The organism is Xylophilus ampelinus (assembly GCF_003217575.1).
Taxonomy (GTDB): domain Bacteria; phylum Pseudomonadota; class Gammaproteobacteria; order Burkholderiales; family Burkholderiaceae_C; genus Xylophilus; species Xylophilus ampelinus.
The window spans coordinates 38,514-59,055 of the sequence record NZ_QJTC01000014.1; the positions used below are offsets into that span (position 1 = coordinate 38,514).

A 20,542-nucleotide genomic window follows, 5' to 3' on the forward strand; every position below is an offset into this window, starting at 1 on the left:
GGGTAGTCGTCCGGTCAGAAGGATTCCCAGTCGTCCGCGCCGCCGGCGCTCGCTGCTGCTACCGGGCGCTCGGCCGGGGCCGCGGCTTTTTGGCCCGCCGGTGCCAAGGCAGGCGCCGGTGCGCTCTTGAAGGCGCGGGGCACACGGGCCGGAGCGGTGGTCCGGGGCAGTTTTGCCGGTGTCCGCGCGGGCAGCGGACGCACTGTCGGCGTTGCCGCGACGGCCGCGCGCTGCGGTGCCAGGGCGGCGGAACCATTTTCGGAGGCGAGCGTGAAGACCGCCACTGCCTGTACCAGTTGCTCGGCCTGGATCTTCAGGCTGGAGGCGGCCGCGGCGCTTTCCTCGACCAGCGCGGCGTTCTGCTGGGTGGCGCGGTCCATTTCGTTGATCGCGTTGCCGACCTGGCCCACGCCCGTACTCTGCTCGGCGCTGGCCGAGCTGATCTCGCCGACGATGTCGCTCACCCGCTGGATGGCGCCGACGATTTCCTTCATCGTCCGGCCGGCTTCGTCCACCAGGGCAGTGCCGCGCTCGACCTGCTCCACGCTGCCGGTGATCAGGGTCTTGATCTCCTTGGCGGCGCCTGCGCTGCGCTGGGCCAGGCTGCGCACTTCGCTGGCGACGACCGCGAAGCCGCGGCCCTGCTCGCCGGCGCGCGCCGCCTCCACCGCGGCGTTCAACGCCAGGATGTTGGTCTGGAACGCGATGCCGTCGATCACGCTGATGATGTCCGAGATCTTGCGCGAACTGTCGTTGATGCCCTTCATGGTGCCGATGACCTGGTCGACCACGTCGCCGCCCTTGGCTGCGACGGTGGAGGCGCCGAGTGCCAGCTGATTGGCCTGGCGTGCGTTGTCGGCGTTGTTGGTGACGGTCGAGCCCAGCTCGTCCATCGTGGCCGAGGTTTGCTGCAGCGCGCTGGCCTGCTCTTCGGTGCGCTGGCTCAGGTCGTGGTTGCCCTGGGAGATCTGGCTGCTGGCGGTGGCCACGCTTTCGGAGTTGCTGCGCACGGTGGAGACGATGCCCGCCAGCGAAGCCTGCATTTCGCGCAACCGTGCCATCAGGCTGGCGCTGTCTCCGGCCCGCACGGCGATGGCGCTGGAGAGATCGCCCCGCGCCATCGCGTCGACGGCCTCGGCCGCCCTGCCCGGCTCGCCGCCCAACTGGCGCAGCAGGCTGCGCATCAGCAGCAGTCCCAGCGCGAGCGAGCCGAGTGCGACAATGACCGTCGCGACCAGGGACACGACCCGGGTGGTGGCCGCGCCGCTGTCCTGGCTGTCGACCTTGGTCTGGGCGGCGGCGTCCTGTGCGCGTTGGAGGTCGGCCAGGGTGCCGAACGTCTTGTCGGCGTTGTCCTTGACCTGGGTGCGGTTGATCTCCCCGCCGCGCGGGATGTCGCCGGCCTCGACCGCCTTGACCTGGTTTTCCATGCCGCTGCGCATGCGGCCGTAGGCCTCGGCCAGTGTGGCGATCTGGGGCGCCATGCCCGGATCGGCCGCGGCCTTCAATTCGACCAGCAGTTTATCGACGGCGGTGAAGCGCTCGGTGTTCTGCGCTTTCCAGGTGGCGATGGAGGCCGGGTCGCCGATGGCGATCATCCGCAGGATGTTGATGTCTACACGGGTGAGCAGGCCGTCGATCTGGCCGATGATCGACGCGGCACGGTAGTCCTTCTCGTAGAGGCTGTGCATGTCGGCCTTGGCCGCCGACTGGCGGTCGAGAAGGAAACCGGTGAGGGCCATGAACGCGACGATCACCACGGAGATGAGCGACACGATTTTTTGTTTGACGGTCCAGTGGTGCATGGCTACTTTCGAAGTAAAAAAGGTGGAGCGGCCGAGCAGTCGGGTAGAGGCATGCGAATCTGTCTTTGGTATATCGGCCATCCTTTGTTGCACTTTATTGCGTTTTTGTAAAGCGGATGTTCTCGGCCTACGTGGTGGCGCCGGTGCCGCCCGTGAGCATCGTGACCACGCCGTCGCCTATGATGTGCGGCCGATGCAACGATCGACGGCAGGCCGAACCACGGCGCGCAGCGATGCCCACTCAGGAAAAAACACGGTTCAGCCGCGGGGGCTCCCCGTCGGTGTTGTGAGCGGTTGTGAATTGCGGGCAGTGTGGGGGCGAGCAGCGGTAAGGTCGCCTGCCGCAACGGATTCGAATAGACACCAACGTGCAGCGCAAAAACAAAGGCTGGATCGCCCTCGGCGTCGGGGTGACGGTGCTGGTCGCGGTCGCCCTCGGCATCGCGGCCTGGATCCCGTCCGAGGCCGAGCTGGCGCGCGTGGCCGAGGCCAAGGTCGGTGCCGCGGTGGGCGCGCCGGTCACCATCGCGCGACTGCACTGGCAGGTCCTGCCTACGGCGCAGGTGGTGTTGGAGGGCGTGCGCGCCGCCCCGGCCTCGGGCGACGCGCCGCCGCTCACCATCGGCCGCATCGTGGCCGAGCCCAGGATGGGCCGGTTGCTGCGCGGCAAGATTGCCGTCGCCCGACTGGTGGTGGAAGACGCCTCGCTGCCGCAACCCGCGATGTCGGGCTTCAAGGTGCTGCATGACGCGACCCAGGGCGGCGAGGGCCGGCTGCAGCCCGACACCATCCCCCTGGAGCGGGCCGAGTTCCGCGACGTGCGCTGGGTGTCGCGCCAGGGCAAGGCGCTGGCGTACGAGGGCGACGTCGATTTCGACCCCGGCTGGCGGCCGCGCCGGGGCACCCTGGTGCGCAGCGGCGCGCCCACCGATACCCGGTTGCTGCTGACCCGCCAGGGCCAGGAGGACCGCTGGGCCGCCGAGATCCACGCCGGCGGCCGCACCGAACAGGCCATGCTGGACCTGCAGGAAAAGGACGGCGGCTATCAAGTGCGCGGCGCGCTGGATTTTCGGCAGGTGGACCTGGTGCCGCTGCTGGCGGCCTTCGAACGCACGTCCGCGATCGCCGGCAAGGCCACCGGCCATACCGACCTGCGGGCCCAGGGCGCCGACCCGGGGGCGCTGTTGCGCTCGGCCCACACAACGACCCGCTTCTCGGTGCAGCCTGCCACGCTGCTCACCTTCGACCTGGAGGCCGCGGTGAAGAGCGCCGGCACCCACCGCGGCGGCACCACCAGGCTCGACCAGCTCACCGGCACGGTGGAGACGCAGAACGACCCCGGTGGGATCATCGTCCGCTACACCGATCTGAAGGCGACATCGGGCGTGCTGACCGCTACCGGCGAGGCGACGCTGCAGAGCCGACGCATCCGGGGCGACGTGGCGATCGACCTCGTCGACGGCGTGGTGGGCCTGCCGCTGCAGTTCGGCGGCACGATGGACGACCCGACCCTGTCGCTCTCGGCCGCCGCGCTGGCGGGCGCTGCCGTCGGCACCGCGGTGGCGCCGGGCTTGGGCACCGCGATCGGCGCGCGGGTCGGCGAGACGATCCGCAAGATCTTCGGTGCCGAGCCCGAGAAGCCGCAGCCGGTGCGGTGACCGCAGGCGTCTAGTTCGTTTCCTCAAGCGCGTCGCCCAGCGCGCTCACCAGCCGGTCGATCTCGGATGCCTCGGAGATGAAGGGCGGTGCCAGCTGGATCGTGTCGCCGCCGTAGCGCACGTAGAAGCCCTTCTTCCAGCACGCCATCGCCACCTCGTAGGGCCGTCGGGCCGGTTCGCCGTTCAGTGCGGCGATGGTGAAGCCGGCGGCCAGGCCGTAGTTACGGATGTCGGTGACATGCTTCGTGCCTTGCAGGCCGTGCACCGCATTCTCGAAGCAGGGCGCCAGCGCTTTCACCCGGCCGACCATGTCTTCCTTCTCCAGCACGTCGAGCGCGGCCAGGCCGGCGGCGCAGGCGACCGGGTGGGCCGAGTAGGTGTAGCCGTGCGGAAACTCCAGCATGTACTCCGGCCCGCCCGCGGTCATGAAGGTGTCGTAGATCTCCTTGCTGGCGATCACCGCGCCCAGGGGCTGGGTGCCGTTGGTGATCTGCTTGGCGCAGTTGAGGATGTCGGGCACCACGCCGAAGGCGTCGGCGCCGGTGATCGCGCCGGAGCGCCCGAAGCCGCTGATCACCTCGTCGAAGATCAGCAGGATGTCGTGAGCGGTGCAGATCTCGCGCAGCCGCTGCAGGTAGCCCACCGGTGGAATCACCACACCGGCCGAGCCCGAGAACGGCTCGACGATCACCGCCGCGATGTTGCTGGCGTCGTGCAGCGCGATCAGGTCGAGCAGCCGGTCGGCCAGCTCCACGCCGGTGGCGGGCTGGCCGCGGCTGAAGGCGTTGCCGGGCAGTTGGGTGTGCGGCAGATGGTCGGCCTCGATGCCCTGGCCGAACGTCTTGCGGTTGCCCACCATGCCGCCGACCGAGATCCCGCCGAAGTTGACGCCGTGGTAGCCCTTCTCGCGGCCGATCAGCCGGGTCTTGCCCGCTCGGCCCTTGGCGCGCCAGTAGGCCCGCGCCATCTTCAGCGAGGTGTCGGCGGCTTCCGAGCCCGAGCCGGTGAAGAACACGTAGTCCAGGCCCGCGGGTGTCAACTCCTTGAGCTTGTTGGCCAGAGCGAAGGAGCCGGGGTGGCCGTGCTGGAAGGCCGGCGCGTAGTCCAGCGTGTGGATCTGGCGGCTGACCGCCTCGGTGATCTCGGGCCGGCCGTGGCCCAGGCCGGTGCACCACAAACCCGACAGGCCGTCGAAGATCTTGCGGCCTTCGTGGTCGGTGAAGTAGGCGCCCTGCGCCGCCACGATCATCCGCGGGTCGGCCTTGAAGTTGCGGTTGCCGGTGAACGGCATCCAGTGGGCGTCGAGCCAGGCGGCGTCGGTGCGCACCGGCGCGGTCTGCGGTTCGCGGGCGGGCGGGGCGATGGCGGTCATGGCGGGTGCTGCGGGGGAGGAGTAAGCCGCCAGTCTAGGGTGCACGGCCCCGCCCGTGCAAACCGGCGCAGTGTCAGGATGACATGCGCCGGGTTCGATTCGCCTTGTTGATTCCGTGCGGCGTGGTGCGGGCCTGGCTGGCCACCATCGCAAGGTGCCAATGCCTGCCAAACGTCTGCGCCTGGCTGCAGAGCGCTTCGACATTCGCCCAGTTTTGCTCGATCGCCCGATCGTGCATGCGGAGGGGCACGGCACCAGAGCCTTCAGCGCTGCCTCGATCACGATCGTGTCGGTCGGGCCTTCGGCCACCAGCGCGATGCGAATATCAGACATTGGGCACCGCTCCCAGGTGGCCATCATCCACAGACGCGAAAGTGGGTATTGGGCCTACATCCCGGCGAGTTCGGGCATGGGCTCGATATGCCGTATGCGGGTGAACCTATCACTGTTGCGTTCCACCGCGAACAGGCGAATTGCATCTTCTTGCAGGTCGAGCCCGTCCAGGACGGCCGCCGCGCAGCGTGGGTGCGTTGGGCGAGTAGATAGCGTACTCGCCTAGGCTCTGCATCAGACGCGCTGCAGGATTCTCAGGTGCGATGTCCACCATCCGAAGTGCTGCCAACCCCGGCGTCGTGCTCAGGTTTTTGTTGTTGCGAGGACCGTTGGACACCACATCCCGGGTTCCATCCGCCAAGAATTCGGTCTTGAACGACCAGGCCGGCTCGGGCGACTCCAGCGGGTTCAACAGGCCCAACCGGTCTTCTTCTCCGGCACTGCCTTTGGCACCGAGCCCGATCTGTGCTTCGATACACTTGGATGCCTGTGTGCAGGGCCGGCGGTCCGGTATCGTGGTGTATTACTTTTTCGTCAATTGCGCCCCCATTCACCGATGGCTCGAAGACCGCCGGTGGACTCGGCGGTCAGCATCGCTGGATCGGCTAGCCTTTCGGGCTCGTTCCAGTCCCAAAGCGGACCGCAGCCGGTGCCTTCGCCCCCGGTTTGCTATTTTTTATATAGCTACTAGCCGTTGAAGAACAACGGCTACGGCCCTAGAGCGCTTGAAATCTTGCGCTGCGCTCAGTAATGGTGCCGCAGCGACAACCGCACCGTGCACGGCGCGCCCGGCACGATCTGCGCCGCGCCGGTGGCCGTCGCCCGGTAGCGGCGGTCGGTCGGACCTTCCCGACAACACCGTGCTGCTCGACATTCGCACCCTGGAGAGATTGCCCCCCCACCGGTGCAACGAGGAGCCCCGAACCGGGACGTCTGCGTGCGCCGGCGCGCCGCAGTCACGTTGGAACGCATGCCGTTCCGGTTCGGCCGCCGGATGTTCGACGCCCGAGCGGGCGGCGCAGGCCCGGGAACGGGGCCCTGGCCCGTGCCCTTACTTCGCGCTGTTGACCGCGTCCAGGATCACCGCCGCCACCTTGGCCGGCTGCGACTGCTGCGGCACGTGGCTGGCGTCGAGCGTCGTGACCTTGGCGCCGATGGTGGCCGCCATCGCGACTTGCTGGGCGGGCTGGATCATGTGGTCCTGGCTGCTGACGATGAACCACGACGGCTTGGTCTTCCAGGCGGCGACCGTCACCTTCTGCTCGAAGGCCTTGCCGTTGATCGGGCCTTGGGTAGCGGTCATGACGGCGGTGGTCTTGGCGGGCAGGTCCTGCGCGAAGTGCTTGGCGATGCCTTCCTGCGTCATCTTGAGGTAGCCGGCGGCGTCGGCCGTGATGTGGGCGAAGCCGGGTGCGGGCGGATAGGCCTTGCCCAGCTCGCCGCCGGCCTGGCCCGCGTCGGGTGCCAGCGCGGCCACGTACACCAGGCCCGAGACCTTCGGATCGTCGCCGGCCTGGGTGATCACCACGCCGCCCCACGAGTGGCCGACCAGTACCACCTTGCCCGGCTGCGCGGCCAGCGCGCGCTGGGTGGCGGCCACGTCGTCCTCGAGCGAGGTGAGCGGGTTCTGCACCGCGACGACGTTCACGCCCTTGGCCTGCAGTAGCGGAATGACCTTGGCCCAGTCGGAGCCGTCGGCGAAGGCGCCGTGCACGATGACGACCGACGGCTTGGCGGGGGTCTGCGCGGAGGCGGGCGCGGTGGCCGCGGCCAAGGCGATGGAAACGAGAACAGCGGTGGGTTGGAACGTCATGGCAAAACTCCGGTGAAGAAAAAGAGAAGGACAAAGCTGCAGCGGGTGAGCCTCGATTATAATATTTTAAGCAATTGAATTGTGCACAATGTTTTTTATCGCGATCTTCGGCATTCGCGTGCAGGGCCCCTCACCACACAAACCGGCGGGTTGCCAACTAGGGGCAATGCGAATGGCGCGGCACCGGGGTTGCGGCAGGATGCGGCGTCCTCTTCGTGGTCGGCCCGTGCCGGCCGCGGTGCGCCCCTTGGTCCGATACGTTCTTCTCAGGAGCCCGCCATGTCCCCTTCCCTCGACCGCCGCCGCGCGCTGCTCACCGCCTCGGCCCTTTGGGGTACGGGCCTGCTGCCTGCCATGGCGCAGGCGCCCGCCTGGCCGGTCAAGCCGTTGCGGCTGGTGGTGCCGTTTCCGGCGGGCGGTACCAGCGACATGCTGGGCAGGGCGATCGCCGCCGAACTGTCGGGTGCGCTCGGCCAGCCGGTCGCGGTGGAGAACATCGCCGGCGCGGGCGGCGTCACCGGCAGCGCTGTGGTGGCCAGGGCGCCGGCCGACGGCTGCACGCTGCTGCTCTCGGGCATCGGCCAGAACGCGATCGCGCATGCGCTGCAGCCTCCGCCGCCGTACAGGGAGGAGACCGATTTCATCCACATCTCGCAGCTCAACGCCGGGCCCAACGTGCTGGTGGTGCCCGCCGGCTCGCCGCTCAGGACGCTGGCCGAGCTGATCGATTTCGCCAAGAAGAACCCCGGCAAGCTGAGCTACGCCCAGGTCAATGCGTCGTCCGGCCACCTGGCGATCGAGTTGCTGCGCCAGACGCTGACCACCTGCGTGGGACCGGCCGCGGCCAACAACTGCAGCAGCCCGTCGTTCACCGGCGTGCCGTTCGCGGGCGGCGGGCCGGCGCTGGCGGGCCTGCTCGACAACCAGGTGTCGATGATGTTCACCAACCAGGACTCAGCCGCCCCGCACGTGCGTAGCGGCAAGCTGCGGGCGCTGGCGGTGACCAGCCTGTTCCGCAACTCGCTGCTGCCTGACGTGCCCAGCGTGTCGGAGTCGGGCTACCCCGGCTTCTCGGCGGTGTCGTGGGCCGGACTCTCGGTGTCGGCGGGCACGCCCGCGCCGATCGTCGCTCGGCTGGAGGAAGAGATGATCAGGCGCTTCAAGGGCACGCCCGCCGGACGCAAGCTGGAGGAGCTGGGCTTCGTCGTGGTGGCCTCCCGCTCGGCCGACTACACCGCCTTCGTGCGCAGCGAGTCGGGTCGCTGGGGCAGGGTGGTGCGGGCGGCGGGCATCAAGGCGGGTTGATCTCCCGTCCTGTTTAGAGCGGCTAACACCACCCAGCGAAGCGGTTCTGGCTAGGCGCCGCATCGCAGACAGTACGAGTAGTACGACAAGGTGCGGCAACGACGCCAGAAGGGTTGTGTTAGCCGCTCTTAGCCTACGACGCGATGTAGCACCCCGGCCGGTGGTGGATCGCGCTGATCAGGTCCAGCACCACGGCGCCCCCACCGAATACGGCACCTGCCGCGCCGAAGATGCGGGCATCGACCGCCATCTGGAACCGGCCGGAGCGCCAGCCCCAGCGCTCCGGAGCGGAGGCCTTCGGCTGCTGCCGGCTGCGCGGCAGCGACGCTTTAACGCTCGCATCTTGTGTACCGACTCTGTGTCCGATGTCACTTCCGGTGGAGCGTCGGCTTCTCCTACAGGCCATCGGTCCCAACGCCCACAGCCTTCGGCCAGGAGGCGAACAAGATAAGCGGTTCTCGCTGCAGCAGTCGACACGATGCTGCACATACCGACAAACATCCGAAGGAGTAGTACACATGCCAGCAGACCGCGACGACGTGATCGACGTACTCAACAACCTCATCGAAACCTCGCACGACGGCGAGTACGGCTTCAAGCAACTGGCCGAGAATGCCAAGTCGCCCGCACTCAAGCAGAATTTCCTGGCCCGTGCCGACGAGTGCCGCGGCGCGGTGGCAGAGCTGCGCAACGAAGTGGTCGCCCAGGGCGGCAAGCCCGACGACGGCGGCACGGCCGGCGGTGCGCTGCACCGCGGCTGGGTCGCGGTGCGCAGCACCCTGACCACCTCCACCGACCAGGTCCTGCTCGACGAAGCCGAGCGCGGCGAGGACACGGCCCTGGCCCAGTACCGCAAGGCGGCCAAGGCAGATCTGCCGGCCAGCGTCCGTGCCCTGGTCGATCGCCAGTTGCAGGGCGTCCAGCGCAACCACGACCAGATCAAGGCCCTGCGCGACCAGCACAGGGCGCTGGAGCACTGATCGCCGTAGCGCCTGGCACGCTTACCGGCCAGCCACAAGAAGTGCCGGCGACGCCGGCATTTTTCCTTCCGGTCCGCGGAAAGAGGGTGTGGACGGTCAGCGCGCCCGCAGAAGCCGAACCGCATGCGGCAGCGCCCGTGCATCGGGCACCAGCGCATCCAGCACCGCGCCCAGCAGGCCGGCGCACAGCACCGCGCCGAGCAGCGGCTTCCAGGTCAGCCGCACGACAGCCGGCAACCAGCCGGCCCGGGCGACCCGGGCAACGGTGCCGGCGGTGACGATCGAGAAGGCCAACTCCACCGCCACCGCCAGCAGCGATTCAAAACCGAAATACAGCCACAGCAGCGACCCCACGCTGAAGAACAGGCCGCAGCCCAGCAGGAACAGCAGCACGACCGGCACCGCGACCAATACGCCCTCTTCGGCCCCTGCGGCCGCACCGATCGCCTCGCCCGCCCAGTCGCCCGCCGAACCGACGGACTCCGGCAGCTCGCCGAAACCGCCGTAGGCACCGCCACCGTCGTCGCTGCCGCTGCGCGCCGCGGGCGAAGCGGAGCCGCCGCCCTGCGGCGGCAGGTCGGGCAGGTCGCTCACGCCGGGATCCTCGAACTCCGCGTCGCGTCGCACCAGCCGGGCGGCCCAGAAGCGCAGCACCAGCAGGTAGACGCAGTAGCCCACCCCCAGCGCGATCAGCCAGCGCACCGCCATCGACCCGACCCCCGCCACGATCAAAGCGTGGGTGGTTCCCCAGGTGCAGGCCAGCGTGAGTAGGCCGATGCCGAAGCCGTGCATCCGCAGCCAGTAGCGGCGGTGCAGGTCCTGCTCGATGCGGCTCTGCCAAAGCCGCATCGAGCGCCAGTCGGAGAGGGTCTTCACCGGCCGGGGGCGCCAGCCGGTGCGGCGGTGTCCGTGGTCTCGTGGTCGGACACCAGCCGCACCCGCGGTGCGACGGCGCACATCAACTCGTAGCCGACGGTGCCTGCGGCCTGCGCCACCTCGTCGATCGGCAGCACCGCGCCGCTGCCGGCCCGGCCCCACAGCGTGACCTCGGCGCCGAAGCCGGCGCCGGGCACCGGCGTCAGGTCGATCGCCAACATGTCCATGCTGACCCGTCCGACGAGCCGGGTGCGCACGCCGTCGACCAGCACCGGCGTGCCGGTGTCGCAGTGGCGCGGGTAGCCGTCGGCATAGCCGCAGGCGGCGACGCCGACGCGCAGCGGGCCGTCGGCGACGAAGCGGGAGCCGTAGCCCACCGTGTCGCCCGCGGCGAGTTGCTGCACGCCTATCAGCCGAGTCGACAGCGTCATCGTCGGCTGAAGGTCCCAGTGCGCGATGTCGTGCTCGGGGAAGTCGGGCGCGCTGCCGTAGAGAGCGATGCCGGGGCGCACCCAGTCGCCGCGCACTGCGGCGCCGTAGCGGGCGTCGCCCGCATGGCGGAGCAGGGCTGCGCTGTTGCTCACGCTGCGCTCGCCCGACAGGTCGTCGGTCACTTCCTGGAAGGCGTCCATTTGCCGGGCGACGCCGGCGGGGCCGTCGGCGTCGCTGAAATGGGTCATCAGGGAGACCTCGTCGACCTGGGTCAGCGCGCCCAGGCGGGTCCAGGCGGTGCGCAGCCGCTGCGGCGGGAAGCCGAGCCGGTTCATGCCGCTGTTCATCTTCAGGAACACCCGGTGCGGCTGCTGCGTTTTGTGGGTGGCGAGCATGTCGATCTGCTCGTCGCAGTGCACCGTGTGCCACAGGCCGAGGCGCGAGCACAGTTCCAGGTCGCGCTGCTCGAAGACGCCTTCCAGCAGCAGGACGGGCCCGCGCCAGCCCAGGGCGCGCAACCGCTCGGCCTCGGCCAGGTCGAGCGTCGCGAAGCCGTCGGCGCCGCGCAGGCCCTCGAACACCCGCTCGACGCCGTGGCCGTAGGCGTTGGCCTTGACGACGGCCCACAGCCGCGAATCGGGTGCCCCCCGGCGGGCGCGCTCCAGGTTGTGGCGGAGCGCCTCGGTATGCACGGTAGCGAGGATCGGACGTGGCATGGCAGGCGCGGCAGCGAAAACCCGCATTCTGGCAGCGTCGGCGCGGGTGCTGCCGGCTTGTCGGACAAGGGCGCGCATGGCCGACCGCGCCACCCCGGAACCGCCGAAACGGCAAAGGGACGCATGCTATAACCCGCCTCAGCCTCGTCGCCCGTAGACCTGCCACCCTTTTTGCCGGACCCACGCCGGCCTGTCAGCCATCGAATGAAGCGCGGTTTCTACACGATCATGTCGGCGCAGTTCTTCTCGTCGCTGGCCGACAACGCGCTTTTCGTGGCGGCGGTGGAATTGCTCCGCACCGGCGGCGCGCCCGAGTGGCAGCGCGCCGCGCTGGTGCCGATGTTCGCGCTGTTCTACGTTGTGCTGGCCCCGTTCGTGGGCGCCTTCGCCGACGCCAGGCCCAAGGGCACGGTGATGTTCTACAGCAATGCGATCAAGGTCGTGGGCTGCCTGATGATGCTGTTCGGTGCGCATCCGCTGGCGGCTTATGCGATCGTCGGCCTGGGCGCGGCGGCCTATTCGCCCGCCAAGTACGGCATCCTCACCGAGCTGCTGCCCGCCTCGCAGCTGGTGAAGGCCAACGGCTGGATCGAGGGACTCACCATCTCCTCGATCATCCTGGGCGTGCTGCTCGGCGGACAACTGGTGGGCCGGCATTTGTCGGGCATGCTGCTCTCGTTCGATTTTCCGTTCGTCGATACCAGCGTCGACACCGCGCCCGAAGCGGCGATCTTTTTGCTGATCTTCATCTATGCGATCGCGGCCTGGTTCAACACCCGCATCCCGCATACCGGCGTCGAGATGCGGCCGCTGTGCAAGGATCCGCAGCGCGGCATGCTGCGCAATACGCTGGAGCTGCTGCCCGATTTCTGGAGCTGCAACTCGCGCCTGTGGCGCGACCGGCTGGGCCAAATCTCGCTGTCTACCACCACGCTGTTCTGGGGCGTCTCGGGCAACCTGCGCTACATCGTGCTGGCCTGGAGTGCGGCCGCCCTGGGCTACAGCACCACCCAGGCCTCGTCCCTGGTGGGCGTGGTGGCCGTCGGCACCGCCGTGGGCGCGGTCGTCGCCTCTATGCGGATGCGGCTCGACATGGCGCCGCGGGTGATGCCGCTCGGTATCGGCATGGGCCTGCTGGTGATCGGCATGAACTTCATCGACAACGTCTGGGTGGCCGCGCCGTTCCTGATCCTGCTGGGCGGCATCGGAGGCTTCCTGGTGGTGCCGATGAACGCGCTGCTGCAGCACCGCGGTCACAACCTGATGGGCGCCGGCCGTTCGATCGCGGTGCAGAACTTCAACGAGCAGGCCTGCATTCTGGGGCTGGGCGCGATGTACAGCGTGTCGACCAAGTTCGGCGTGTCGGCCTTCGGCGCGATCACCGGCTTCGGCGTCGTGGTGGCCGGCGCGATGTGGGCGATCCAGCGCTGGCATGCGCACAACCTGATCGCCCACAAGGACGAGGTGGAGCATTTGATGGCCATTGCCCGCCACGACGACCACCACTGAGGTGGGTTGCTGGCTACTGCGCGGCTGCAAGGCGGCGTTGCGGGGCCCGGTACCCCGCCTGCGCCTTGTCCTGCAGCCGCTCGCTCCGCCCTTGAGGGTGGTGGGGCCGCCTCCGTTTCCATTTCAACTTTTCGCACGTGCCGGTCAGTGCTGTGGCTGCGTTTTGATGTCCATTGGCCGTTCCATGCCTTCTTCCGTCCTGTCCGCCCTCGCGCTGGTGCTCAATGCTTTCGTCTGGGGATGCGCCTGGTGGCCGTTTCGGCTCCTGGAGGCGCACGGGCTACATCCGCTGTGGGCGACGGCGACCATCTACGCGTTCGCGCTGGCGTGCCTGCCGGCGTGGAGGCCGCTCGCCTGGCGGGCGCTGCGGACGCATCCGGGGCTGTGGCTGCTGGCGGGTGCGGCGGGCCTCACCAACATCTGCTTCAATTGGGGCGTGACCCAGGGCGACGTGGTGCGGGTGGTGATGCTGTTCTACCTGATGCCCGTCTGGACGGTGGTGCTGGCCTGGCCGCTGCTGGGCGAGCGGCCGCGGCCCGCGGCGCTGCTGCGCATGGCGCTGGCGGTGGCCGGCGTGGTGACGATCCTGAAGGTGCCGGGCACCGACTGGCCGGCACCGGGCAGCCTGTCCGACGGGCTCGGCTTGGCGGGCGGTTTCTGCTTCTCGCTCACCAACATCCTGCTGCGGCGGCTGCGCGGGGTGCCGGGCACCGGCCGCACGCTGGCGATGTTCGGCGGCGGCTTCGCGACCGCGGGGGCGCTGGCCCTGGCCGGGCTGGCGGTGGGTTCGGTCCCGGCACCGCCCGCGCCCGGCATGGCCTGGGTGGCGACGGCGCTGGTACTGGCGTTGTGCTTCCTGGTGGGCAACGTGGCGCTGCAGTACGGCGCGGCCCGGCTTACCGCGCAGGGCACGTCGCTGGTGATGCTGTCGGAAGTGGTGTTCGCCAGCGTGTCCTCGGTGGCGCTGGGCGCGTCGGCCATGGCACCGCGGATCGCGTTGGGCGGTGCGATGGTGGTGGCGGCGGCCGTGTGGTCGGCCTGGGCGCCGCGCCAGGACGGCCACGGCGGCGGCTGACGCGCAGTCCGCGGTACCGGCCGCACGCATCTCGAAACGCGGGATCGGGCATGGCTGCGGACAATGCGCCGATGCTGCGTTCCTCCTTTCCCGACCCCGTGCCGCCGGTGGCGACCGCGCCCGGCGCAGGCGATCCGCCCGATGCCGCACGGCGCCAGGCCGCCGCCGCCCAGGCCCCGGCACACGACACCCTGTCGCCGGCGGACCGCTACGAGGAGCTGTTCCTCGCGGTGCAGAAGGCGCGTGTCTTCGCCGACAGCAAGGTCTTCGTCGACTGCGCGCCCCGCCATGCGCCGGCCGACATCCTGCGCGACTACCGGGCGCAGCAGGCGCAGCCGGGCTTCGACCTGCATGCCTTCGTGCATGCGCATTTCGAGGTGCAGCCGGCCACCGACTGCCACTACCTCTCGGTCCCCGGCCAGCCGCTGGTGGACCATATCGACGCGCTGTGGCCGGTGCTCACGCGGCACCCGGCGGCGCATCCGCCGCAATCGTCCCTGCTGCAGCTGCCGCACCCGTACGTGGTGCCGGGCGGGCGGTTCGCCGAGCTGTACTACTGGGATTCGTACTTCACGATGCTCGGCATGGCCGACAGCGGGCAGGCGGCGCTGGTGCATGCGATGACCGACAACTTCGCCTACCTGATCGACACCTACGACTTCGTGCCCAACGGCACCCGCAGCTACTACCTGAGCCGCTCCCAGCCGCCGGTCTTCGCGCTGATGGTGGAGCTGTGCGAGGCCTGCGGCGGCCCGGCCGCTGCCGGTTACCTGCCCCAGTTGCGCAAGGAACACGCCTGGTGGATGGCGGGCGCCGACAGCATCGCACCGGGCGAGGCGGGACAGCACGTGGTGCGCCTGTCCGACGGCACCCTGCTCAACCGCTACTGGGATGCCCGCGAAACCCCGCGCGAGGAGTCGTATGCCGAGGACGTGGAAACGGCGGCCCAGCAGGCCGGCCGGCGCCCGGCGCCCGCGGTGTACCGCGACCTGCGGGCGGCGGCCGAATCGGGCTGGGACTTCAGCAGCCGCTGGCTCTGCGATCCGCAGGACGTGGTGAAACCGTCGCTGCGCCTGTGCGAGATCCGCACCACCGCCATCCTGCCGGTGGACTTGAACGCCTTCCTCTACCGGCTGGAGGCCACCATCGCCCGGCTGGCCCGCACCACCGGCGACGCGGCCACCGCCGCCCGGTTCGACCGGCAGGCCGAGGCGCGCCGCGCGGCGGTGCAGCGGCTGATGTGGAACGCGGAGGAGGGCGCCTTCTTCGATTACGACTGGGAGCATCGCCGGCTGCGCCACGCCCTCAGCGCCGCCACGGTGGTGCCGCTCTTCGCCGGCCTGGCTTCGCAGGCGCAGGCCGATGCGCTGGCCGGCACCGTGCAAGCCCGGCTGCTCGCGCCCGGCGGCCTGGCCACCAGCGAGACCGAGAGCCACGAGCAGTGGGACCGCCCCAACGGCTGGGCGCCGCTGCAGTGGATGGCGATTCGCGGCCTGGCCGATTACGGCCACACGGCCTTGGCCGACACCATCGCCCACCGTTGGCTCGACAGCGTCGGCGCCGTCTATGCCCGGGAAGGCAAGCTGGTCGAGAAGTACACGATGCGCGACACCGGCGACGGCACCGCGGCCGCGGGCGGCGACGGCGGCGAATACCCGCTGCAGGACGGCTTCGGCTGGACCAACGGCGTCACCCGCCGTTTGCTGCACGGCTGCCCCGGGCATCCGGCGCACGGTGCATGCCACCGGCCTGGCGCCTGAATCCCGCTATCGGCGCCCTGCGAAAATGCCCGGATGAACAAGCTCTTCAAAGTGATCGTGCCCGTCGGCTGCCTGGTGCTGCTGGCCGCGGCCTTCGGTACCTACGGCTGGCGCGGCGTGGCGGTGGTGGGCGGCGGCATCACGATGTGGCTGCTGATGCACTTCACCCGGATGATGACGGTGCTCAAGCGCGCCTCCGACCGGCCGGTGGGCTACGTGGGCAGCGCGGTGATGCTCAACGCCAAGCTCAAGCCGCAGTCGACCCTGCTCCATGTAATGGCGCTCACCCGTGCCCTCGGCGAGCAGCGCAGCCCGGTCGGCGAGCAGCCCGAGGTCTACCGCTGGACCGACGGCACCCGGTCGTACGTGGACTGCACATTCGACGGCGGCCTTCTTGTCCGCTGGCAGCTCACCCGGCCCGCGCCGGAGCCCGACGAAGGCGCAACCGCCCGTGTCGCCGGTGCTCCGACGGCCGGCACGCCTTAAAATCCCGGGTTTCCCCGACCTCGATCCTTTTTCCGGACACCCAAGGACACCCCGCATGAGCCTCGTCCCCCCCGCGCCCTCCCTGTCCGACCGCGACGGCAAGATCTGGATGGACGGCCAGCTCGTCGACTGGCGCGACGCCAAGATCCACGTCCTGACCCACACGCTGCACTACGGCTGCGGTGTCTTCGAAGGCGTGCGTGCCTACGAGACGGTCGACGGCACCGCGATCTTCCGGCTGCATGAGCATACCGAGCGCCTGTTCAACAGCGCCAAGATACTGCGGATGAAGCTGCCCTTCACCCAGGACGAGATCAACGAGGCGCACCGGACGGTGGTGCGCGAGAACCAGCTGGCCTCGTGCTACCTGCGGCCGCTGGCCTGGATCGGCTCCGAGAAGCTGGGCGTCAGCCCACGCGGCAACACCATCCACGCGATGGTCGCGGCCTGGTCTTGGGGCGCCTACCTGGGCGACGAAGGCATGCAGCGCGGCATCCGCGTCAAGACTTCGAGCTACACCCGCCACCACGTCAACATCACGATGACGCAGGCCAAGGCGGTGAGCAACTACACCAACTCGATCCTCGCCAACATGGAGGCGCTCGACGACGGCTACGACGAGGCTTTGCTGCTCGACGCCTCGGGCTTCGTGTCGGAAGGCGCGGGCGAGAACGTATTCGTGGTCAAGGGCGGCGTGGTCTACACGCCCGACCTGTCGGCCGGCGCGCTGAACGGCATCACCCGCAACACGATTCTGCACATCTGCAAGGACCTCGGCATCGAACTGGTGCAGAAGCGCATCACCCGCGACGAGGTCTACATCGCCGACGAGGCCTTCTTCACCGGCACCGCCGCCGAAGTCACGCCGATCCGCGAGTTCGACCGCATCGAGATCGGCCCGGGCTCGCGCGGTCCGGTCACCGGGAAGATTCAGTCGGCGTTCTTCGACATCGTCAACGGCCGCAATCCCAAGTACGCTCACTGGCTCACCAAGGTCTGACGCGATGACTGTCCCTTCCCATCCCTCCCACCCTTCCAACCTGGCCGCGTCGGTGAAGCGCCCGGTGGTCGTGGTCGAACTCGTGGCGGCCGACCTCAACGCCAACGGCGGCGTCTTCTGCCCGAGCCCCAAGGCCGACATGAAGCTCTGGAACACCCATCCCAAGGTGTACCTGGACGTGGCGCACTCCGGCGAGGCCAAGTGCCCGTACTGCGGCACGGTCTACCGCCTGCGAGCGGGCGAAACGGTGCGTGCCGGCCACTGAGCCGCGCGCGCCGACCGCCTTCCGCTTCCCGGGCCTTCCTCTCTTGCAATCCCTACACGGCGACCGCGCAGGCGGCGTTGACCGGCCGATGGCCGCTGTGCGCACGCCCACGCTGTCGGTCGCGGTTCTCACCCGCAACGAAGCTCATCGGATCCGCGACTGCCTGGACAGCGCGGCGTCGATCGCGCACGAGCTGGTCGTGGTCGACAGCGGCAGCACCGACGGCACCATGGCCGCGGCCGAGGCCGCCGGCGCCCGGGTGTTCTCCCATCCCGACTGGCAGGGTTTCGCGGTGCAGCGCAATCGGCTGCTGGCGCATTGCACCGGCGACTACGTGTTCTTTCTCGATGCCGACGAACAGATGACATCCGAACTGCGCGACGAGCTGCAGGCCATCGTGCAGAGCGGCGCCCGCGGCGTCTGGAAGATCCGCTGGCGCATGGTCGCCTTCGGCCGGCCGCTCACCTGGTACCGCGCGCAGTCGCATATCGAGCGCCTGTTCCCCCGCGAACTGCTGCGCGAATTCACCGGCGTGGTCCACGAGGAGGCGCAGCTGCAGGGCGAACCGCTGCCGCGTCACCTGGTGCGTGCGCCCTTGCTGCACCACTCGCGCGAGACGGTGCGCGGCAGCCTGGAAAAACTTACCCAGTACGCGATGCTGGGCGCCGCCAAGCGCGCCGCGCTCGGCAAGCGCGGCGGCGTGCTGCGGGGCCTGGCTTCGGGCCTGAGCATGTTCTTGCGGCTGTACGTGCTGCGCCTCGGCTTCCTCTGCGGCGGCGCGGGCTTCCTGTACTGCCTGTTCGTCGCGCTGGAGAGTTTCTTCCGCTACGCCGCGCTGTCGTACGACCGCGCGCACCTCACCGGACAGGTCGTCCGATGAAGGTGGAGCGCTATGCGGTGCCGCTGGTCTCGGCGGCGGCCTTTCTCATACCCGGGCTGGCGCTGTGGCTGCCCTCGGGCTATTCCATCGGTGCGGCGGTGCTGCTGCTCGGCGCGCTGGTGCTGCTGCCGCTCGGCGACCGGCGCATCCGACCGCTGGAGGGCGCCGGCTGGTTGGCGCTCTCGATCGTGGCGATGGCTTTTTTCTGGCTGCTGGACTCGCGCTCCGGCCGGACCGACTGGGGCGGCTTCGACCGGCCCACCAAGTACATGATCGCGCTGCCCTGCCTGCTGCTGGTGCATGTGTACGCGCCGCGGGTCAAGCCGTTCTTCTGGGGCATCGCGATCGGCGCCATCGGCAGCGGCGGCATCGCGCTCTACCAGCGCGCGGTGCCGCACCTGCCGCGGGCGATGGGCTACACCAACGCGATCCAGTTCGGCGATCTGGCGCTGCTGCTGGGTCTGATGTGCCTCACCTTGTTCGCGGTACGGCCGCCGGGCTTCGCCCGACATTGGCAGCGCGCGGTGCTGCTGCTGGGGGCCTTGCTGGGCGGGCTGGCGTCGGTGCTGTCGGAGACGCGCGGCGGTTGGTTGGCGCTGGTGGTGGTGCTGCCGGTGCTGGTGGTGCTGCTCTGGTGCCACCTGCCGCACAAGCAGATGCTGCGGGTGCTGGCGGCAGCCGTGGTCGGCATCGGCCTGCTCGGCCTGACGCAGCCGCACATGATCGACTACCGCCTGGAAAAGGCCCGCACCGAGCTGCAGCAGTACGAGAAGGGCGACCAGGAGGTCACTTCCGTCGGCCAGCGGCTGTCGCACTGGAAACTGGCTTGGCAGATGGGCTGGGACCGGCCCCTGACCGGCTGGACGCAGAACGGCTACGAGGTGGAAAAGGCCCGCCGGGTGCACGCCGGCCTGGCCCACCCCAGCGTGCTCAGCTTCAGCCATGCGCACAACGAGGTGCTCGACATTTTCGCCAAGCGCGGACTGCCCGGCGTGACGGCGCTGCTGTTCTTCTACGCGGTCCCGCTGTGGCTGTTCTGGCCGCGCCGCGGGCTGCGCCCCTGCCCCGACCCCGACCCCGATCCGACCGCTCTGGCGCTGCGGGTGGTGGGCGTGCTGGTGCCCGTCTGTTGCATCGCCTTCGGGCTGACCCAGGTGTTCATGGCACACAACAGCGGCAACATGTGCTACCTGTTCTTCACCCTGCTGGTCTACGGCTGCCTGCGCGGCCACGAGGCGAGGGCGGCCGCCCCGCCCGCCACCGGAGCCCCGGCCGATGCATGTCCTGCTCGTCAATAACTCGCCGATCCCGGTGTTCGCGTACGGCGGCACCGAGCGCGTCATCTGGGACCTGGGCCGGGCGCTGGTGCAGCGCGGCCACCGGGTGAGCTATTTGGTGCCGGCGGGCTCGCACTGCGACTTCGCGACCAACGTCCTGCCGATCGACACCGAGCGGGCCTGGGCCGAGCAGGTGCCGGCCGAGGTCGACATCGTCCATTTCCAGTTCCATCCCAAGTTCGCGTCCGAAGACGCGCTGGGCAGGCCCTACCTGGTGACCGAGCACGGCAACGCCCGCAAGCCCCGGCCGTTGCCGCTCAACACCGTGTTCCTCTCGCGCGACCATGCGGCGCGCTACGGCTCTAACCGCTATGTGCACAACGGCCTCGACTGGTCGGCCTACGGCCCGGTCGATTTCGATCGGCCGCGCGGGTACTACCACTTCCTCGGCAAGGCCGCCTGGCGTGTCAAGAACGTCGCTGGCGCCATTCAGGTGGCGCAGAAAGCCGGCGTGCTGCTGGACGTGCTGGGCGGCGATCGGCTCAACTGGAAGCGCGGCTTTCGCTACACTTTCTCGCGCCGCATCCGCTTCCACGGCATGGTGGGCGGCGTGACCAAGAACGCATTGCTCAACGGATCACGCGGCATGATTTTCCCGGTTCGCTGGCACGAGCCCTTCGGCCTGGCGATCATCGAGAGCCTGTACTTCGGCTGCCCGGTCTTCGCGACGCCTTACGGTGCCCTGCCCGAGCTGGTGCCGCACGACTGCGGCGTGCTGGCCGACAACGCGGACGCCCTGGCCGGGGCGGTGCGCGCCAACCGCTTCGATCCGCGCCGCTGCCACGACCACGTCGTCGAACACTTCGGCGCCGAACGCATGGCCGCCGACTACCTGCGGGTCTACGAGCAAGTGCTGGCCGGCGAGAAACTGCACGATACGCAGCCGGTGATCCAGGGGCAGGCGCGGGAACTGGCCTGGCGCAACTGACGGGGCTGGGTA

General features: G+C 69.3%; 17 protein-coding genes. 12 read left to right on the plus strand and 5 right to left on the minus strand.

All coding sequences use genetic code 11. The features are described 5' to 3' along the window. Positions 1-14: 14 nt before the first annotated feature. A complete protein-coding gene (locus DFQ15_RS10395) occupies positions 15-1,805 on the minus strand; it encodes a methyl-accepting chemotaxis protein (RefSeq protein WP_110465918.1) in 1,791 nt (596 codons plus the stop codon). Positions 1,806-2,173: 368 nt separating this feature from the next. Here DFQ15_RS10395 and DFQ15_RS10400 point away from each other — a divergent pair, with 368 nt between their 5' ends. Then, positions 2,174-3,463: an AsmA-like C-terminal region-containing protein gene (locus DFQ15_RS10400; RefSeq protein WP_110465919.1), complete on the plus strand. Its 1,290-nt coding sequence runs from the start codon at positions 2,174-2,176 to the stop codon at positions 3,461-3,463. A 10-nt stretch (positions 3,464-3,473) separates the two neighbouring features. Here the strand turns inward: DFQ15_RS10400 and DFQ15_RS10405 are convergent, their stop codons facing one another. Both DFQ15_RS10405 and DFQ15_RS10410 read right to left on the minus strand, forming a co-directional pair. Beyond that, positions 3,474-4,835 (minus strand): aspartate aminotransferase family protein, encoded by a 1,362-nt coding sequence (locus DFQ15_RS10405; RefSeq protein WP_110465920.1) that lies wholly within the window; start codon positions 4,833-4,835, stop codon positions 3,474-3,476. A 1,384-nt stretch (positions 4,836-6,219) separates the two neighbouring features. Beyond that, a complete protein-coding gene (locus DFQ15_RS10410; RefSeq protein ID WP_110465921.1) occupies positions 6,220-6,981 on the minus strand; it encodes an alpha/beta fold hydrolase in 762 nt (253 codons plus the stop codon). A gap of 279 nt (positions 6,982-7,260) precedes the next feature. On the opposite strand from DFQ15_RS10410, the gene DFQ15_RS10415 reads away from it, so the two are divergent. Continuing rightward, a complete protein-coding gene (locus DFQ15_RS10415; RefSeq protein WP_110465922.1) occupies positions 7,261-8,286 on the plus strand; it encodes a Bug family tripartite tricarboxylate transporter substrate binding protein in 1,026 nt (341 codons plus the stop codon). A gap of 518 nt (positions 8,287-8,804) precedes the next feature. Continuing rightward, complete coding sequence (locus DFQ15_RS10420) at positions 8,805-9,266, plus strand: PA2169 family four-helix-bundle protein (protein ID WP_110465923.1); 462 nt, start codon at positions 8,805-8,807, stop codon at positions 9,264-9,266. 96 nt (positions 9,267-9,362) lie between these two features. On the opposite strand, the gene DFQ15_RS10425 is transcribed toward DFQ15_RS10420, so the two are convergent. After that, positions 9,363-10,142: a hypothetical protein gene (locus DFQ15_RS10425; RefSeq protein ID WP_110465924.1), complete on the minus strand. Its 780-nt coding sequence runs from the start codon at positions 10,140-10,142 to the stop codon at positions 9,363-9,365. Next, positions 10,139-11,290: an alanine racemase gene (alr, locus tag DFQ15_RS10430; RefSeq protein ID WP_110465925.1), complete on the minus strand. Its 1,152-nt coding sequence runs from the start codon at positions 11,288-11,290 to the stop codon at positions 10,139-10,141. Before alr ends, DFQ15_RS10425 begins: the two co-directional genes overlap by 4 nt. Positions 11,291-11,494: 204 nt before the next feature. Between alr and lplT the strand changes: the two genes are divergently transcribed. From lplT to DFQ15_RS10475, 9 genes are all read left to right on the plus strand, one after another. Beyond that, positions 11,495-12,799 (plus strand): lysophospholipid transporter LplT, encoded by a 1,305-nt coding sequence (lplT, locus tag DFQ15_RS10435; protein WP_110465926.1) that lies wholly within the window; start codon positions 11,495-11,497, stop codon positions 12,797-12,799. 184 nt (positions 12,800-12,983) lie between these two features. After that, the gene (locus DFQ15_RS10440; protein WP_233504406.1) at positions 12,984-13,874 is read left to right on the plus strand and encodes a DMT family transporter; all 891 of its coding nucleotides are present in this window, start codon (positions 12,984-12,986) and stop codon (positions 13,872-13,874) included. 71 nt (positions 13,875-13,945) lie between these two features. Further along, positions 13,946-15,634, plus strand: coding sequence for an alpha,alpha-trehalase TreF (gene treF / locus DFQ15_RS10445; protein WP_110465967.1), 1,689 nt, complete (start codon positions 13,946-13,948; stop codon positions 15,632-15,634). A 33-nt stretch (positions 15,635-15,667) separates the two neighbouring features. Further along, entirely contained in the window at positions 15,668-16,120 is a 453-nt protein-coding gene (locus tag DFQ15_RS10450) for a glycerate kinase (protein WP_110465927.1), read from the plus strand. Positions 16,121-16,175: 55 nt separating this feature from the next. After that, entirely contained in the window at positions 16,176-17,120 is a 945-nt protein-coding gene (locus DFQ15_RS10455; protein WP_110465928.1) for a branched-chain amino acid transaminase, read from the plus strand. Positions 17,121-17,184: 64 nt separating this feature from the next. Next, a complete protein-coding gene (locus tag DFQ15_RS10460; protein WP_055843061.1) occupies positions 17,185-17,385 on the plus strand; it encodes a zinc-finger domain-containing protein in 201 nt (66 codons plus the stop codon). An 88-nt stretch (positions 17,386-17,473) separates the two neighbouring features. Next, positions 17,474-18,265 (plus strand): glycosyltransferase family 2 protein, encoded by a 792-nt coding sequence (locus tag DFQ15_RS10465; protein WP_110465930.1) that lies wholly within the window; start codon positions 17,474-17,476, stop codon positions 18,263-18,265. Further along, positions 18,262-19,563 carry an O-antigen ligase family protein gene (locus DFQ15_RS10470; RefSeq protein WP_110465931.1) on the plus strand — a complete coding sequence of 434 codons (1,302 nt, stop codon included), beginning with the start codon at positions 18,262-18,264 and terminating at the stop codon, positions 19,561-19,563. Before DFQ15_RS10465 ends, DFQ15_RS10470 begins: the two co-directional genes overlap by 4 nt. Beyond that, complete coding sequence (locus DFQ15_RS10475; protein WP_110465932.1) at positions 19,541-20,530, plus strand: glycosyltransferase; 990 nt, start codon at positions 19,541-19,543, stop codon at positions 20,528-20,530. The genes DFQ15_RS10470 and DFQ15_RS10475 overlap by 23 nt, the downstream gene beginning before the upstream one ends. The last annotated feature ends 12 nt before the right edge of the window (positions 20,531-20,542 follow it).

What these genes read in the sequence shown, in the direction of transcription:
- DFQ15_RS10405 (WP_110465920.1), bottom strand. Translation starts at nt 4,835, where the DNA reads ATGACCGCCATCGCCCCGCCCGCCCGCGAACCGCAGACCGCGCCGGTG.
- DFQ15_RS10470 (WP_110465931.1), top strand. Translation starts at nt 18,262, where the DNA reads ATGAAGGTGGAGCGCTATGCGGTGCCGCTGGTCTCGGCGGCGGCCTTT.
- DFQ15_RS10415 (WP_110465922.1), top strand. Translation starts at nt 7,261, where the DNA reads ATGTCCCCTTCCCTCGACCGCCGCCGCGCGCTGCTCACCGCCTCGGCC.
- DFQ15_RS10465 (WP_110465930.1), top strand. Translation starts at nt 17,474, where the DNA reads ATGGCCGCTGTGCGCACGCCCACGCTGTCGGTCGCGGTTCTCACCCGC.
- alr (WP_110465925.1), bottom strand. Translation starts at nt 11,290, where the DNA reads ATGCCACGTCCGATCCTCGCTACCGTGCATACCGAGGCGCTCCGCCAC.
- DFQ15_RS10420 (WP_110465923.1), top strand. Translation starts at nt 8,805, where the DNA reads ATGCCAGCAGACCGCGACGACGTGATCGACGTACTCAACAACCTCATC.
- DFQ15_RS10410 (WP_110465921.1), bottom strand. Translation starts at nt 6,981, where the DNA reads ATGACGTTCCAACCCACCGCTGTTCTCGTTTCCATCGCCTTGGCCGCG.
- treF (WP_110465967.1), top strand. Translation starts at nt 13,946, where the DNA reads ATGCTGCGTTCCTCCTTTCCCGACCCCGTGCCGCCGGTGGCGACCGCG.
- DFQ15_RS10395 (WP_110465918.1), bottom strand. Translation starts at nt 1,805, where the DNA reads ATGCACCACTGGACCGTCAAACAAAAAATCGTGTCGCTCATCTCCGTG.
- DFQ15_RS10440 (WP_233504406.1), top strand. Translation starts at nt 12,984, where the DNA reads ATGCCTTCTTCCGTCCTGTCCGCCCTCGCGCTGGTGCTCAATGCTTTC.
- DFQ15_RS10475 (WP_110465932.1), top strand. Translation starts at nt 19,541, where the DNA reads ATGCATGTCCTGCTCGTCAATAACTCGCCGATCCCGGTGTTCGCGTAC.
- DFQ15_RS10450 (WP_110465927.1), top strand. Translation starts at nt 15,668, where the DNA reads ATGAACAAGCTCTTCAAAGTGATCGTGCCCGTCGGCTGCCTGGTGCTG.
- DFQ15_RS10455 (WP_110465928.1), top strand. Translation starts at nt 16,176, where the DNA reads ATGAGCCTCGTCCCCCCCGCGCCCTCCCTGTCCGACCGCGACGGCAAG.
- lplT (WP_110465926.1), top strand. Translation starts at nt 11,495, where the DNA reads ATGAAGCGCGGTTTCTACACGATCATGTCGGCGCAGTTCTTCTCGTCG.